Annotated in this window: 17 protein-coding genes; all 17 read right to left on the bottom strand. The window is 59.7% G+C overall.

Annotated features, from left to right (window positions below):
- Positions 1-11: 11 nt before the first annotated feature.
- Positions 12-752, bottom strand: coding sequence for a flagellar motor protein (locus tag ACYZTW_RS24985; protein WP_462002213.1), 741 nt, complete (start codon positions 750-752; stop codon positions 12-14).
- A complete protein-coding gene (locus ACYZTW_RS24990; RefSeq protein WP_462002214.1) occupies positions 752-1,882 on the bottom strand; it encodes a protein-glutamate methylesterase/protein-glutamine glutaminase in 1,131 nt (376 codons plus the stop codon). Before ACYZTW_RS24990 ends, ACYZTW_RS24985 begins: the two co-directional genes overlap by 1 nt.
- 49 nt (positions 1,883-1,931) lie before the next feature.
- Entirely contained in the window at positions 1,932-4,175 is a 2,244-nt protein-coding gene (locus ACYZTW_RS24995) for a chemotaxis protein CheA (protein ID WP_462002215.1), read from the bottom strand.
- A 14-nt stretch (positions 4,176-4,189) separates the two neighbouring features.
- On the bottom strand, positions 4,190-4,978 hold the full coding sequence (locus tag ACYZTW_RS25000; RefSeq protein WP_462002216.1) for a protein phosphatase CheZ: 789 nt from the start codon (positions 4,976-4,978) through the stop codon (positions 4,190-4,192).
- 30 nt (positions 4,979-5,008) lie between these two features.
- Entirely contained in the window at positions 5,009-5,380 is a 372-nt protein-coding gene (locus tag ACYZTW_RS25005) for a chemotaxis response regulator CheY (protein WP_003183998.1), read from the bottom strand.
- Positions 5,381-5,547: 167 nt separating this feature from the next.
- Positions 5,548-6,288, bottom strand: coding sequence for an RNA polymerase sigma factor FliA (gene fliA / locus ACYZTW_RS25010; RefSeq protein WP_007894214.1), 741 nt, complete (start codon positions 6,286-6,288; stop codon positions 5,548-5,550).
- A complete protein-coding gene (gene fleN, locus ACYZTW_RS25015) occupies positions 6,285-7,115 on the bottom strand; it encodes a flagellar synthesis regulator FleN (protein ID WP_008001746.1) in 831 nt (276 codons plus the stop codon). The genes fliA and fleN overlap by 4 nt, the downstream gene beginning before the upstream one ends.
- A 116-nt stretch (positions 7,116-7,231) precedes the next feature.
- Positions 7,232-8,560, bottom strand: a complete 1,329-nt coding sequence (gene flhF, locus ACYZTW_RS25020; RefSeq protein ID WP_462002217.1) for a flagellar biosynthesis protein FlhF — start codon at positions 8,558-8,560, stop codon at positions 7,232-7,234.
- An 11-nt stretch (positions 8,561-8,571) separates the two neighbouring features.
- Positions 8,572-10,701: a flagellar biosynthesis protein FlhA gene (flhA, locus tag ACYZTW_RS25025; RefSeq protein ID WP_462002218.1), complete on the bottom strand. Its 2,130-nt coding sequence runs from the start codon at positions 10,699-10,701 to the stop codon at positions 8,572-8,574.
- A 245-nt stretch (positions 10,702-10,946) separates the two neighbouring features.
- Complete coding sequence (gene flhB, locus ACYZTW_RS25030; protein ID WP_462002219.1) at positions 10,947-12,086, bottom strand: flagellar biosynthesis protein FlhB; 1,140 nt, start codon at positions 12,084-12,086, stop codon at positions 10,947-10,949.
- A 3-nt stretch (positions 12,087-12,089) separates the two neighbouring features.
- A complete protein-coding gene (gene fliR, locus ACYZTW_RS25035) occupies positions 12,090-12,872 on the bottom strand; it encodes a flagellar biosynthetic protein FliR (protein ID WP_056742077.1) in 783 nt (260 codons plus the stop codon).
- Positions 12,873-12,875: 3 nt separating this feature from the next.
- Positions 12,876-13,145: a flagellar biosynthesis protein FliQ gene (gene fliQ, locus ACYZTW_RS25040; RefSeq protein WP_007948918.1), complete on the bottom strand. Its 270-nt coding sequence runs from the start codon at positions 13,143-13,145 to the stop codon at positions 12,876-12,878.
- Positions 13,142-13,900 carry a flagellar type III secretion system pore protein FliP gene (fliP, locus tag ACYZTW_RS25045; RefSeq protein ID WP_462002220.1) on the bottom strand — a complete coding sequence of 253 codons (759 nt, stop codon included), beginning with the start codon at positions 13,898-13,900 and terminating at the stop codon, positions 13,142-13,144. Before fliP ends, fliQ begins: the two co-directional genes overlap by 4 nt.
- A complete protein-coding gene (gene fliO / locus ACYZTW_RS25050; protein ID WP_462002221.1) occupies positions 13,900-14,370 on the bottom strand; it encodes a flagellar biosynthetic protein FliO in 471 nt (156 codons plus the stop codon). The genes fliP and fliO overlap by 1 nt, the downstream gene beginning before the upstream one ends.
- Positions 14,371-14,829 carry a flagellar motor switch protein FliN gene (fliN, locus tag ACYZTW_RS25055; protein WP_462005836.1) on the bottom strand — a complete coding sequence of 153 codons (459 nt, stop codon included), beginning with the start codon at positions 14,827-14,829 and terminating at the stop codon, positions 14,371-14,373.
- A 67-nt stretch (positions 14,830-14,896) separates the two neighbouring features.
- Positions 14,897-15,865 carry a flagellar motor switch protein FliM gene (gene fliM / locus ACYZTW_RS25060; protein WP_149629158.1) on the bottom strand — a complete coding sequence of 323 codons (969 nt, stop codon included), beginning with the start codon at positions 15,863-15,865 and terminating at the stop codon, positions 14,897-14,899.
- A 9-nt stretch (positions 15,866-15,874) separates the two neighbouring features.
- Positions 15,875-16,375: a flagellar basal body-associated protein FliL gene (fliL, locus tag ACYZTW_RS25065; RefSeq protein WP_462002222.1), complete on the bottom strand. Its 501-nt coding sequence runs from the start codon at positions 16,373-16,375 to the stop codon at positions 15,875-15,877.
- Between the last annotated feature and the right edge of the window lie 10 nt (positions 16,376-16,385).

Consider the following 16,385-nt stretch of genomic DNA (forward strand, 5'->3'; position numbering starts at 1 on the left):
CATGTCTCCCATCAATCCATGAAGCCCTGAAGCTTCAACTCAATAGAGCGAGGGTTTTCACCTTCGGCGATCGACAGGATCCCTTCCAACAACATTTCGCGATAACGCGATTGCCGCAATGCGACGGACTTGAGTTTGGCGGCAATCGGCAGCAGCACCAGGTTGGCACTGGCCACGCCGTAGATGGTCGCGACGAAGGCCACGGCAATGCCGCTACCCAGTTGCGATGGATCGGCCAGGTTGCCCATCACATGGATCAGGCCCATCACCGCACCGATGATGCCGATGGTCGGCGCGTAGCCGCCCATGCTTTCGAAGACTTTGGCGGCTTCGATGTCGCGGCTTTCCTGGGTGTAGAAATCCACTTCCAGGATGCTGCGAATCGCTTCCGGTTCGGCGCCGTCCACCAACAGTTGCAGGCCTTTGCGCGCGTAGTTGTCAGATTCGGCGTCGGCCACCCCTTCCAGACCGAGCAAGCCTTCCTTGCGCGCGGTCAGGCTCCAGTTCACGACGCGATCGATGCCGCCTGCCAGGTCCACGCGTGGGGGGAACAGGATCCAGGCCAGAATCTGCATGGCGCGTTTGAAGGCGCTCATCGGCGCCTGCAACAGCGCCGCACCGATGGTCCCACCGAGTACGATCAACGCTGCCGGGCCGTTGGCCAGGGCACCGAGGTGACCGCCTTCAAGGTAGTTTCCGCCAATGATGGCGACAAACGCCATGATGATCCCGATAAGGCTTAAAACATCCATCAGATACAAGCCTCGACCAGATGCTTGCCAATATCGTCCAGGCCGTACACCGCATCGGCGAGTTCAGCTTTGACGATGGCCATCGGCATGCCGTAGATCACGCAGCTGGCTTCATCCTGAGCCCAGATTGCACTGCCGCCCTGCTTGAGCAGACGCGCGCCTTCACGACCGTCGGCGCCCATGCCGGTCAATACGACCGCCAGAACTTTGTCACCGTAAGACTTGGCCGCGGAACCGAAGGTGATGTCCACGCACGGCTTGTAGTTCAGACGTTCGTCACCCGGGAGGATTTTCACTGCGCCACGACCGTCGATCATCATTTGCTTGCCACCCGGCGCCAGCAACGCCAGGCCCGGACGCAGGATGTCGCCATCCTCGGCTTCCTTGACGCTGATGCGGCAGAGCTTGTCCAGACGCTCGGCGAAGGCCTTGGTAAAGGCAGCCGGCATGTGCTGGATCAATACGATGGGGGCTGGGAAGTTGGCCGGCAATTGGGTCAGAACCCGCTGCAGGGCAACCGGGCCGCCAGTGGACGTACCGATGGCGACCAGTTTGTAGGCTTTGCGTTTCGGCGCAGGCGACGACGAGGCTGGGGCATGTGCACGAGCCGGAATCGGAGCCGGTGCCGGACGCGCAGGCGCGCTGCTGCCGTAGCTGCTGACGCTGGCAGGTGCTGGCGTCGGTGCAGGCGCGGCCACCGGGGCCGGGGCGCTGTAGGTGCTTGCACGACGGTTACTGCGCGAAATACTGAGAATCTTCTCGCACAGCAGTTGCTTGACCTTCTCCGGGTTGCGGGAGATGTCTTCGAAATTCTTCGGCAGGAAATCCACCGCGCCAGCGTCCAGCGCGTCGAGGGTTACCCGAGCGCCTTCGTGGGTCAGCGAGGAGAACATCAACACCGGGGTCGGACAGCGCTGCATGATGTGCCGCACCGCCGTGATGCCATCCATCATCGGCATCTCGTAGTCCATGGTGATCACATCTGGCTTGAGGGCCAGCGCCTGATCGATTGCCTCTTTTCCGTTGGTCGCCGTGCCGACGACCTGGATATTCGGATCCGCTGAAAGAATTTCCGAGACGCGGCGGCGGAAAAACCCCGAATCGTCCACCACGAGGACTTTAACTGCCATAAACACTCCGTTAGACGGAGCGAGGCTCAGTCGCCCCGCCCCACCAGAATCAAATACGCCGTGCGGCGTAACGCTTGAGCATGCTCGGAACATCGAGAATCAGCGCAATGCGGCCGTCACCGGTGATGGTGGCGCCGGACATGCCCGGGGTTCCCTGGAGCATTTTGCCCAATGGCTTGATGACCACTTCTTCCTGGCCCACCAGTTGATCGACGACGAAGCCGATCCGCTGAGTGCCCACCGAAAGGATCACCACATGGCCTTCGCGCTGCTCTTCGTGAGCGGCAGAGCTGACCAGCCAGCGTTTGAGGTAGAACAATGGCAGCGCCTTGTCCCGCACGATCACCACTTCCTGGCCGTCCACCACGTTGGTGCGCGACAGGTCGAGGTGGAAGATCTCGTTGACGTTCACCAGCGGGAACGCAAACGCCTGGTTGCCGAGCATGACCATCAGCGTTGGCATGATCGCCAGGGTCAACGGGACCTTGATGACGATCTTCGAGCCCTTGCCCTTGGTCGAATAGATATTGATGGTGCCGTTGAGCTGGGCGATTTTGGTTTTCACCACGTCCATGCCCACGCCGCGTCCGGAGACATCGGAAATTTCGGTCTTGGTCGAGAAACCCGGCGCGAAGATCAGGTTGAAGCAATCGGACTCGCTGAGGCGATCGGCTGCATCCTTGTCCATCAAGCCTTTTTTCACGGCAATGCCGCGCAGAACATCGGCGTCCATGCCCTTGCCGTCATCGGAGATGGACAGCAGGATGTGGTCGCCTTCCTGTTCAGCGGACAGGATCACCTTGCCGCTGCGAGGCTTGCCCATTGCTTCGCGCTCGGCCGGCTCTTCAATACCGTGGTCGACCGAGTTGCGCACCAAGTGGACCAACGGGTCGGCCAGGGCCTCGACGAGGTTCTTGTCGAGGTCGGTTTCTTCGCCGACCAGTTCCAGGTTGATCTCTTTCTTGAGCTGGCGAGCCAGGTCGCGAACCAGGCGCGGGAAGCGTCCGAAGACTTTCTTGATCGGTTGCATCCGGGTCTTCATGACCGCGGTTTGCAGGTCGGCTGTGACCACGTCGAGGTTCGACACGGCCTTGGACATGGCTTCGTCGCCGCTGTTGAGGCCCAGACGTACCAAGCGGTTACGCACCAGTACCAACTCGCCGACCATGTTCATGATTTCGTCGAGACGCGCGGTATCGACCCGCACGGTGGTCTCGGCTTCGCTGGCTGGTTTTTCCGGTGGTGGCGCGGCCGGGGCGCGCGCCGGAGCCGGGGCAGCAGCGACAGGTTTCGGCGCTTCGGCTTTAGGCTCGGGCGCTTTGGCGACGGGTTTCGGTGCAACAGCCTTGGCCACTGACGCCGCAACCGAAGCGCTGGCGCCGGTAGCGGTGCCCACTTCAGTGAACTTGCCCTTGCCGTGCAATTCATCGAGCAGCGATTCGAACTCGTGATCGGAGATCAGGTCGCCGCCAGCCGCTTTAGCGGTGGGCGCAGCCGGGGCCGGAACCGCAGCAATGGCCGATTCCAACGCATCCACGGCAAAGTTGCCCTTGCCGTGCAACTGATCGAGCAGTGCTTCGAACTCGTCGTCAGTGATATCGGAGCTGTCGCCTGCCGCTTTCGGGGCAGCCGGTGCGGCTGGCGCCGGGGCTACCGCATCGACGGCGAACTGGCCCTTACCGTGCAGCTGATCGAGCAACGACTCGAACTCGGCATCGGTAATTTCGTCGCTGGTAGCGGCATTACCCGCCGGCAGCGGAGCAGCCGCCGGGGCCTCTGCCTGCGCCTTGACGGCGTTCAGCGAGTCCAGCAGTTGTTCGAATTCATTATCGGTGATGTCACCCGACTCGCTTTCAGCAGCCGGTGTTTCGACCACGTCGGCTACCGGTGCGGCTTCTTCAGTTTGCGGCTCGGCCAGACGGGCCAGCGCTGCCAGCAACTCAGGCGTGGCAGCCGTGATCGGACTGCGCTCGCGGACTTCGGTAAACATGCTGTTCACCGCATCCAGCGCTTCGAGAACCACGTCCATCAGTTCCGAGTCGACGCGACGCTCACCCTTGCGCAGGATGTCGAACACGTTCTCGGCGATGTGACAGCACTCCACCAGCTCGTTGAGTTGGAGGAAGCCGGCGCCTCCTTTTACAGTGTGAAAACCGCGAAAAATTGCATTGAGCAAGTCCGCATCATCCGGTCGGCTTTCAAGCTCGACCAGCTGTTCGGACAGTTGCTCTAGAATCTCGCCGGCCTCAACCAGGAAATCCTGAAGGATCTCTTCATCGGCGCCGAAGCTCATGTGTAGGGGTGCTCCTAGAATCCAAGGCTGGAAAGCAAATCGTCTACATCGTCCTGACCGGACACAACGTCTTCTCTTTTATCGGCATGAATCTGCGGACCTTCACCCTGAGAGAGATGTTTTTGCGGATCTTTTTCTGCCAGCATCGCTTCATGGTCATGTTCGATGCCCGCAAAGCGGTCCACCTGGCTGGCCATAAGCACGAGCTTGAGCAGGTTGCTTTCAACTTCGGTGACCAATTGGGTCACGCGCTTGATCACTTGACCGGTGAGGTCCTGGTAATCCTGAGCGAGCAGAATGTCGTTGAGGTTGCTCGACACAACCCGATTGTCTTCGCTGCTGCGTGTCAGGAAACCGTCGACTCGCCGGGCCAGTTCGCGGAACTCTTCAGCCCCGACTTCGCGACGCATGAACCGTCCCCAGTCGGTGCTCAAGGCCTGGGCTTCGTTGCTCAGGCTGTTGACCAGCGGCGTGGCGTTTTCCACCAGGTCCATGGTGCGGTTGGCAGCAGCCTCGGTCAGCTTGACCACATAACCCAGACGCTCGGTGGCATCCGTGATCTGCGAGACTTCCTCGGCTTGCGGCATGTGCGGGTCAATCTGAAAATTGACGATCGCGCTATGCAGCTCGCGGGTGAGCTTGCCCACTTCCTGATACAGGCCACGGTCACGGGTCTGATTGAGCTCATGGATCAGTTGCACAGCGTCGCCGAACCTGCCTTTTTCAAGGCTTTCGACCAGTTCGACCGCGTGTTTTTTCAGAGTCGATTCGAAATCGCCCTGTGAAGACTCGTAATGCTCCATAGCTCCCCCGTGGCGCAGTGGCTTCGCAAATCAACCGATGCGTTCGAAAATCTTCTCGATTTTTTCTTTTAACGCCTGGGCCGTGAAGGGCTTGACCACATAGCCGTTAACACCGGCCTGGGCTGCCTCGATGATCTGCTCGCGCTTGGCTTCAGCGGTCACCATCAGCACCGGCAGGTGCTTGAGCTTTTCATCGGCGCGCACGTGGCGCAGCAGATCGATACCGGTCATGCCAGGCATGTTCCAGTCTGTTACCAGAAAGTCGATGCTGCCGCTGTTGAGAACCGGAATGGCGGTAGTGCCATCGTCGGCCTCGACCGTGTTGGTGAACCCAAGGTCACGCAACAGGTTTTTAATGATCCGCCGCATCGTTGAGAAGTCATCAACGATGAGGATTTTCATGTTCTTGTCCAATTCGACCTCCAAGCAGTCTTAAACGCGCCCAGCACCTGGACGCGCCATTTCAATCAATCCGGCAAAGCACTCAATGACTGTCTGGAGCACAACAGATCGGGACCGGTACGGTTCAACACCCCACCCGCCGCGTTCGCAGTGTCCCCACACTGCCTTCAGCGCGCTCGCCACTCCCCCAAACGCCCCCGCAAACGGGCCGCGCACTGGCTGTGTAACTGGCTGACCCGAGATTCGCTGACCCCCAGGACCTCACCGATTTCCTTGAGATTCAACTCTTCGTCGTAGTACAGCGCCAACACCAGTCGCTCACGCTCCGGCAAATTGGCAATCGCGTCCGCCAGCGCCGCCTGGAAGCGTTCATCTTCCAGATCGCGTGACGGCTCCAGATGAGCACTGGCGCCATCCTCGTGCAGCCCTTCGTGTTCGCCGTCCTGCAACAGATCGTCGAAACTGAATAACCGGCTGCCCAGGGTGTCGTTCAAAATCCCGTAATAATCGTCGAGACTCAATTGGAGTTCGGCCGCAACCTCGTGATCTTTAGCGTCACGGCCGGTTTTAGCTTCAATCGAGCGAATTGCGTCGCTGACCATGCGGGTATTGCGGTGGACCGAACGTGGCGCCCAGTCCCCCTTGCGTACTTCATCGAGCATCGCGCCGCGGATTCGAATGCCCGCGTACGTCTCGAAACTCGCGCCTTTGCTGGCGTCGTATTTGGTCGACACTTCAAGCAGGCCGATCATCCCGGCCTGGATCAGGTCTTCGACCTGGACACTGGCCGGCAGACGCGCCAGCAAGTGGTAGGCAATGCGTTTAACCAGTGGCGCGTAACGCTCGATCAGCTCGTACTGCGCATCACGTGCCGACTTCTTGTAGAGGTTATAGCCACTGGCTGTCATAGCACGGGTCCTGCGGTTTGTTGCACGAGGCGCTCGACGAAAAACTCCAGGTGCCCACGCGGGTTGGCAGGCAGCGGCCAGGTATCGACCTTCTGTGCAATGGCCTTGAACGCCAGTGAGCACTTGGAACGCGGGAAGGCTTCGTAAACGGCGCGCTGCTTCTGCACAGCCTTGCGCACGCTTTCGTCGTAAGGCACTGCGCCGACGTATTGTAAGGCGACGTCAAGGAAGCGATCCGTGACCTTGGTCAACTTGGCGAACAGGTTGCGCCCTTCCTGCGGGCTCTGGGCCATGTTGGCCAGGACGCGGAAACGGTTCATGCCGTAATCGCGGTTCAGCAGTTTGATCAGTGCGTAGGCATCGGTGATCGAGGTCGGTTCGTCGCAGACCACCAGCAAGACTTCTTGCGCCGCGCGAACGAAACTGACGACCGAGTCACCAATGCCCGCGGCGGTGTCGATCACCAACACGTCGAGGTTGTCGCCGATATCGCTGAACGCCTGGATCAGGCCGGCGTGTTGAGCCGGGCTCAAATGAACCATGCTCTGTGTGCCGGACGCGGCCGGGACGATGCGGATACCGCCAGGGCCCTGCAACAACACGTCGCGCAGCTCGCAGCGGCCCTCGATCACGTCGGCCAAAGTACGTTTGGGTGTCAGTCCCAGCAGAACGTCGACGTTCGCCAGCCCCAGATCGGCGTCCAACAGCATGACGCGCCGACCGAGCTCAGCTAGAGCCAGGGACAAGTTCACTGACACGTTAGTCTTCCCGACGCCACCTTTGCCGCCGGTCACCGCGATCACCTGTACGGGATGCATGCTGCCCATGAATTTTCTTTACCTTGTCTTACTTAGACGGAGGCCACATTACTGGCTGCGCGTTCACTAACTGAACAATGCATGGCAGACCATCGATGTAGGTACAAAAACTGTTCATTAGTACCTCAGCCGACCTGCTTGGTCGGGCTGTGGTAAATATCAGCGAACATGTCAGCCATGGCTTCTTCGCTGGGTTCTTCTTGCATTTGCACGCTGACGGCGCGACTGACCAACTGATGACGACGCGGCAGATGTAAATCATCCGGAATCCGCGGGCCATCGGTCAGGTAGGCCACCGGCAACTCATGACTGATGGCCAGGCTCAACACCTCGCCCAGACTTGCCGTTTCATCCAGTTTAGTCAGGATGCAGCCAGCGAGGCCGCAGCGTTTGTAACTGTGATAAGCGGCCGTTAGAACCTGTTTCTGGCTGGTGGTTGCCAAAACCAGATAATTTTTCGATTTGATGCCACGACCGGCCAGGCTTTCAAGCTGCATGCGCAGTGCCGGATCGCTGGCCTGAAGGCCCGCGGTATCGATCAGCACCACGCGTTTGCGCAGCAAAGGCTCCAGCGCCTGCACCAGCGACTGGCCCGGATCGACATGCGTCACCGACACATTGAGAATGCGGCCCAACGTCTTGAGTTGTTCCTGAGCACCAATGCGGTAGCTGTCCATGCTCACCAGCGCGATGTTCTGCGCGCCGTACTTGAGTACGTAGCGGGCTGCGAGCTTGGCCAGGGTGGTGGTCTTGCCCATGCCGGCAGGGCCGACCATGGCAATCACGCCGCCCTCTTCCAAAGGCTCGACTTCCGGTGTGGCGATCATCCGCGCCAGGTGCGCCAGCAACATGCGCCAGGCCTGACGAGGTTCTTCAATATCGGTAATCAGCGCCAGCAAATCGCGCGACAACGGGCCGGACAGGCCGATGCGTTGCAGGCGACGCCAAAGGTTGGCCTGGGCCGGACGGCTGCCTTGCAGCTGATTCCAGGCCAGGGAGCCGAGTTGCACTTCCATCAGTTCGCGCAGGCTGTTGAGTTCGAAACGCATCGAGTCGAACGCCCGTGGATCCACGCCACCGGAGGCAGGTGCCGCGGCCGGTGCAGGACGACGGGGTTCCGCGTAGGTCGGTTCGATCAGCGGCTCGGCGGCGGTCAACGGCAGGCCGGCGAACAACTGGCGATTGGTGGACTTATCGCTCTCGCCATCGCTGCGCAGGCTCAGCTCGGCCTGAGCGGTGACGATCCGCGACTGGGTCTTGCGCAGCTCGTCTTCGAGTTCCATGTTCGGAACGCGCGGGGCCAGCGCCGACAACTTGTAATCCAGGGCAGCCGTCAGCTCGACACCACCGGCGATCCGGCGGTTGCCAATGATAGCGGCATCAGCGCCCAGCTCATCACGAACCAGTTTCATGGCCTGACGCATATCGGCGGCGAAAAAACGCTTAACTTGCATATACCACTACCTCAGCCGTTGGGCCCTACTGTCGCAACGATGGTCACTTGCTTGTTGTCAGGGATTTCCTGGTAAGCCAACACATGCAAACCCGGGACTGCCAATCGGCCGAATCGCGACAGCATCGCGCGAACCGGGCCGGCTACCAGCAGAATCACCGGTTGACCTTGCATTTCCTGACGCTGCGCCGCATCGATCAACGAGCGTTGCAGTTTCTCAGCCATGCTTGGCTCCAGCAGAACGCCCTCTTCCGAGCCTTGTCCTGCCTTCTGAAGACTATTGAGCAATATTTGTTCCAACCTTGGCTCCAGGGTGATCACTGGTAGCTCGGAGTCAGTCCCTACAATGCTTTGGACGATTGCGCGGGATACGCCGACGCGCACCGCAGCCACCAGCGCGGCAGTATCTTGACTCTTGCTGGCATTGTTGGCGATGGCCTCGGCAATGCTGCGAATGTCCCGTACTGGCACCTGTTCGGCCAACAAAGCCTGCAAAACTTTGAGCAGCTGCGACAGCGATACCACACCAGGCACCAGCTCTTCGGCCAGTTTTGGCGAGTTTTTGGCCAGCAATTGCATGAGCTGCTGCACTTCTTCGTGACCGATCAGCTCGCTCGAGTGCTTGTACAAAATCTGGTTCAAGTGGGTTGCCACGACCGTACTGGCATCGACCACGGTGTAACCGAGGGATTGTGCCTGGGCACGCTGGCTGATTTCGATCCAGACCGCCTCCAGACCGAAAGCCGGATCTTTGGCGGTAATGCCGTTGAGCGTCCCGTAGACCTGCCCCGGGTTGATCGCCAGCTCGCGCTCCGGATAAATCTCTGCTTCGGCCAGGATCACCCCCATCAGGGTCAGGCGATAGGCACTCGGCGCCAGGTCGAGGTTGTCACGGATATGCACGGTCGGCATCAGGAAGCCCAGATCCTGGGACAGCTTCTTGCGCACGCCCTTGATCCGCGCCAGCAACTGACCACCCTGGTTGCGGTCCACCAGCGGAATCAGCCGGTAGCCGACTTCCAGGCCGATCATGTCGATCGGCGTCACGTCATCCCAGCCAAGCTCCTTGGTTTCCTGAGCGCGAGCTGGCGATGGCAGCAATTCCTGTTGACGCTTGACCTCTTGCAGAGCCTGAACCTTGACCACGTTCTGCTTCTTCCAGAACAGGTACGCGCCGCCGGCCGCCAGGGCTGCCATGCTGAGAAAGGAAAAGTGCGGCATGCCCGGCACGAGGCCCATCACCGCCATCAAACCCGCCGCCACGGCCAACGCTTTGGGCGAGGCGAACATCTGGCGATTGATCTGCTTGCCCATGTCTTCCGAACCGGAAGCACGGGTCACCATGATCGCTGCTGCTGTAGATAAAAGCAGTGATGGCAATTGCGCCACCAAACCGTCACCAATCGTCAGCAATGCGTAAACCTTGCCGGCGTCGGCGAAGCTCATGTTGTGCTGGAAGATACCGACCGCCATGCCACCAATCAGGTTGATGAACAGGATCAGCAGACCGGCAATGGCGTCACCGCGAACGAATTTGCTGGCACCGTCCATGGAACCGTAGAACTCGGCTTCCTGGGCCACTTCCATCCGGCGCAGCTTGGCCTGGTTCTGGTCGATCAGTCCGGCGTTCAAGTCGGCGTCGATCGCCATTTGTTTACCGGGCATCGCATCGAGGGTGAAGCGTGCGCTCACCTCGGAAATCCGCCCGGCACCCTTGGTCACCACGACGAAGTTGATGATCATCAAAATTGCGAAGACGACGATACCGACCACGTAGTTACCGCCGATCACCACCTCACCGAAGGCCTGGATCACCTTACCGGCGGCGGCATGGCCGTCCTGACCGTGGAGCATCACCACCCGCGTGGAGGCCACGTTGAGCGCCAGTCGCAGCAATGTTGCCACCAGCAGAATGGTCGGGAACACCGCAAAATCCAGCGGCCGCAAGGCGTAGACGCACACCAGCAGCACGACGATGGACAAGGCAATGTTAAACGTGAAAAACACATCCAGCAGGAACGGCGGCACCGGCAACATCATCATTGCCAACATGACCAGCAGCAACAACGGCACGCCCAGATTGCCCCGACTTAAGTCGGCAACGTTTGTGCGGGCACTGTTGAGTAACTGAGAGCGATCCACCGGTTTTCCCCGTTCCTTTAAAGCAAACTTTTGACGCCTGAAGCAGGCGCAGAGCCGCTACTGCAAGAAGCCTTCCAACTTTTGCCGAAGTGCGAAACAGAGAGATTGATTGAGCCTTTGTAGCAGCTGCCGAGCCTGCGAGGCTGCGTCCGAGCCGGGGTCGCGCTCAACCGAAGTTCTCGCAAAGGTTTACGACTGCTGCGCAGCCGAACGCAGCCTCGCAGGCTCGGCAGCTGCTACAGGCATCAGGAGTCGCGCCGCAAGTCTGGAGGAATCGGCAAATCATCCTTGAGCGGATCCGGGCGTTTGCTCTTGCCTGCGCGGTGCTGGCGGATCTGATAAACGTAAGCGAGCACCTGAGCGACGGCAAGGTAGAGCCCGCCGGGGATTTCCTGCTCAAGCTCGGTGGAGTAGTAGATCGAACGCGCCAGCGCCGGCGACTCAAGCAGCAGCACTTCGTTGGCCATCGCGATTTCACGGATCTTCAAGGCAAGGAAGTCGCTGCCCTTGGCGATCAACATAGGCGCCCCGCCCTTGTCTGGATCGTACTTGAGCGCTACGGCGTAGTGAGTCGGGTTGGTGATGACCACATCGGCGTCGGGAATCGCCGCCATCATCCGGCGCTGGGACATGTCGCGCTGCAGCTGGCGAATCCGTTGCTTAACCTCTGGCTTCCCTTCCTGATCCTTATGCTCGTCACGCACTTCCTGCTTGGTCATCAGCAGTTTCTTGTGGCTTTCCCAAAGCTGCACCGGCACGTCCACCGCGGCGATGATGATCAGCCCGCAGGCCATCCACAAAGCGCTCCAACCCACTACTTGCAGACAATGGATGACCGCGAGCTCCAACGGCTCGTGTCCAATGCGCATCAGGTCGTCGATGTCCGACGACAACACCATCAGTGCCACCGTCAGGATGATTAAAAACTTCGCCAGCGCCTGGAGCAGCTCCACCAGCGCCTTCGTCGAAAACATCCGTTTGAGGCCGGCGGCAGGATTCATCCGACTGAACTTCGGCGCCATGGTGCCAGCCGAAAAAAGCCATCCACCCAGGGAGATAGGTCCAATCAATGCTGCCAACACCAGGGTAATCATGATCGGCTGGATCCCCAGCAAAGCGATCAGCCCTGAGTTCATCAGGTAGGTACTCATGGAGCGCTGATCGAGGATGACTTCACGCGGCAGGGAAAAATTCATCCGCATCAGATCCATCAGATCCTGCGCCAGCGCCCCGCCGAAAATCAGCAGCGCACCGGAACCGGCCAGCATGATCGCCAGCGTATTGAGCTCCTTGGAGCGCGCAATCTCGCCCTTCTCACGGGAATCAGTTTTACGCTTCTCCGTGGGGTCTTCTGTTTTGTCCTGACCGCTTTCGCTCTCAGCCATGACTCAGCGCGCCTGTGCCAGTTCGCGTAAAAACTGCAAGGCCTCGGAGGCCAGCGGTTGATACTGATTGAGAATGTCCGCAAGCCCCACCCAGAGGATGTACATCCCGAGCACCAGGGTCAGCGGGAAGCCGATGGAGAAGATGTTCAGCTGCGGCGCCGCCCGGGTCATGATGCCAAACGCAATGTTGACCACCAGCAGCGCGGTGATCGCTGGCAGCACCAGCATTAAAGCAGCCCCCAGGACCCAACCGAGTTTGCCGGCCAGTTCCCAGTAATGATTGACCATAAACCCGCTACCGACCGGCAGCGTGGTGAAGCTTTCGGTGAGGACTTCGAACACCACCAGATGGCCATTCATCGACAGGAACAACAACGTCACCAGCATGGTGAAGAACTGCCCGATCACCGCCACCGACACGCCGTTGGTGGGATCGACCATCGACGCGAAGCCCATGCCCATCTGAACGGCGACAATTTGCCCGGCGACCACGAAAGCCTGGAAGAACAACTGCAAGGAGAAACCCAGCACCGCACCGACGAGGATCTGCTCGGCAATCAGCAGCAGCCCGCTCAAGTCCAGCGCATTGACCGGCGGCATCGGCGGCAGGCCAGGAGCGATGACCACGGTAATGGCCACTGCGAAAAATAGACGGACCCGCCTGGGCACCAGGGTCGTCCCGAAAACCGGCATGACCATCAACAACGAACCGACGCGAAACAGCGGCAGCATGAACGCCGCCACCCAGGTACTGATCTGGGTATCGGTCAGCTGGAGTAGCGACATGGTTTAGCCGATGACCTGAGGAATACTGCCGTACAACTGCAGGATGTATTCCATAAAGGTCTGCACCAACCACGGACCGGCGACAATCAGCGTCACCAGCATTACCAGCAGGCGCGGCAGGAAGCTCAGGGTCTGTTCGTTGATCTGGGTCGCGGCCTGGAACATCGCCACCAACAGGCCCACGAGCAAACTCGGAATCACCAGCACGGCAACCATCATGGTGGTCAGCCACAGCGCTTCCCGGAAGATGTCTACCGCAACTTCTGGCGTCATGGCGATACACCGCCGAAGCTGCTCGCCAGCGTACCGATGATCAACGCCCAGCCATCCACCAGCACGAACAACATGATCTTGAACGGCAGGGAAATGATCAGCGGCGAGAGCATCATCATACCCATGGCCATCAGCACACTGGCCACGACCAGGTCGATGATCAGAAACGGAATGAAGATCATGAAGCCAATCTGGAACGCGGTTTTCAGCTCGGACGTTACGAACGCCGGGACTAAAATCGTCAGCGGCGCCTGATCCGGCGATGCGATATCAGTGCGTTTGGACAAGCGCATAAACAACTCCAGATCGCTGCTGCGGGTCTGGGCGAGCATGAAGTCCTTGATCGGCACCTGAGCCTTGGCCACGGCATCTTGAGCGGTGAGTTTCTCCGCCAGATACGGCTGCAAGGCATCCTGATTAACGCGGTCGAATACCGGCGCCATGATGAACAGGGTGAGGAACAGCGCCATGCCCGTGAGGATCTGGTTAGACGGTGTCTGCTGCAGGCCCAGGGCCTGACGCAGGATCGAAAAGACGATGATGATCCGGGTGAAACTGGTCATCAGCATGACGAACGCCGGAATGAAACTCAGCGCAGTCATGATCAACAGGATTTGCAGGCTGACCGAGTATTCCTGAGCGCCGTTGGCGTTGGTGCCCAGGGTGATTGCCGGGATCGATAACGGATCGGCGGCGAATGCCAGCGGCGCAGCCAGCATCAGGGCCAGCGTCAAGACGATGCGAAACGCACCCATTACTTCTTATCCTTCTGATCCTTGCCCAACAGCTCCATCAGGCGCTGGGCAAACTCGGGGGTCGCTTTTTCAGTACCGCTGGGCACTTGCACCGGCTCCTTGAGCACGTGCAACGCGGTGATGGTGCCGGGGCTCAAGCCAAGCAGAATCTGCTCGTTGCCGACCTGCACCAGCATCAACCGGTCGCGAGGGCCCAGCGCGCGGGAACCGATCAGCTCGATCACCTGCCCTTTGCCGGCCGGCCCGGCCTGTTGGACCCGACGCAGCAACCAGGCGAGGAAGAAGATCAACCCCAGCACCAGCAGCAAACCGAACACCAACTGCGTCAATTGCCCGGCCACACCGCTGCTGACTGCGGGTGCAGCGGCAGTGGCAGCAGTCGCCGCCGGCTCGGCAGCCAGAACGCTGAACGGCAAGGCCAGCGCTAACCCCAGCGCCACCCCTGGCACCCCTCCCAGAACCTTTTTCACTCAGCGCAACTTCTTGATGCGTTCGCTTGGGCTGATCACGTCGGTCAGGCGGATGCCGAACTTCTCGTTGACCACCACCACTTCACCGTGAGCGATGAGCGTGCCGTTGACCAGCACGTCCAGCGGTTCACCGGCCAGACGATCGAGCTCGATCACCGACCCCTGGTTAAGCTGCAGCAGGTTGCGGATGTTGATGTCGGTGCTGCCGACTTCCATGGAAATCGACACCGGAATGTCGAGGATCACGTCCAGGTTCGGACCGTCCAGGGTGACCGGATCGTTGTTTTTCGGCACGCTGCCGAACTCTTCCATCGGCAGACGGTTGGACGGCGAACTGGCGGCATCGGCGGCCAGCAAGGCGTCGATGTCGTCCTGCCCGGCGTCACCGGTTTCTTCCAGGGCAGCAGCCCATTCATCAGCCAGCGCCTGGTCGTCCTGGGTATTCATATTGTTAGCCATCATTTGTCCTCGGCGGGCAACTCTTCAATTAGAAGCAGTCATTTAGCAAAAAGGGTTGGAGCGCCAATCAACGGCGCTCGATCGGCTCGATAACCTGCAACGCGAGGTTGCCTTTGTGCGAGCCCATCTTGACCTTGAACGCAGGCACGCCGTTGGCGCGCATGATCATTTCTTCCGGCATCTCGACCGGGATAATGTCCCCCGGCTGCATGTGCAGAATGTCCCGCAGGCGCAACTGACGACGGGCAACCGTCGCACCGATCGGGACGTCAACGTCCAGCACGTCCTGACGCAAGGCGTTGATCCAGCGCTCGTCCTGGTCGTCGAGGTCCGACTGGAAGCCGGCATCGAGCATTTCGCGCACCGGCTCGATCATCGAGTACGGCATGGTCACGTGCAGGTCGCCACCACCGCCATCGAGTTCAATGTGGAACGTCGACACCACAATGGCTTCGCTCGGGCCGACGATGTTGGCCATGGCCGGGTTCACTTCCGAGTTGATGTACTCGAAGTTCACTTCCATGATCGCCTGCCAGGCTTCCTTCAAATCGACGAACGCTTGCTCCAGCACCATGCGCACCACACGCAGTTCAGTGGGGGTGAATTCACGCCCTTCGATCTTCGCGTGACGGCCGTCGCCACCGAAGAAGTTATCCACCAGTTTGAACACCAGTTTGGCGTCGAGGATGAACAGCGCGGTGCCGCGCAACGGCTTGATCTTGACCAGGTTGAGACTGGTCGGCACGTACAGCGAGTGCACGTATTCGCCGAACTTCATCACCTGCACGCCACCGACGGCAACGTCCGCCGAGCGGCGCAGCATGTTGAACATGCTGATGCGGGTGTATCGGGCGAAACGCTCGTTGATCATTTCCAGGGTCGGCATGCGTCCACGGACGATGCGATCCTGGCTGGTCAGGTCGTAGCTTTTGACACTGCCGGGTTCGGCAGCGGTATCGGTCTGTACCAGACCATCGTCGACGCCATGCAACAGCGCATCGATCTCATCCTGGGACAGCAGGTCCTGCACGGCCATGTCGTGTTCCTACTGCAGTACGAAATTAGTGAAAAGCAACTGTTCGATGACCACTTTGCCGAGTTCTTTCTGCGCCACTTCCTGGACGCTGGCCGTGGCTTTCTGACGCAACATTTCCTGGCCGACCGGCGACGCCAGGGTGGCGAAGTCCTGTCCGGAGAACAGCATGACCAGGTTATTGCGGATGACGGGCATGTGGACTTTGAGCGCTTCCAGATCAGCTTGATTGCGACCTTGCATGGTGATGCTCACCTGCATGTAGCGCTGACGACCGTTCTGGTTGTAGTTGGCCACGAAGGCCGGAGCCAGGGGCTCGAAAATCGCTGGCTGCTTGCCGACCGGGGCGGTTTCAGCCGCGGCGGCAGGCTTGCTCTGGGCGCTGTGCATGAAGAACCAGGTCGCCCCCACGGACAAGCCGATCGCCAGCAGCAGGGCCACCACGATCACAATGATCAGCTTGAGTTTGCCTTTGGTTGCGGGGTCTTTTACTGCTGCTTCGCTCTTCGCCATGCCAATAATC

Source organism: Pseudomonas sp. LB3P25 (assembly GCF_054897985.1).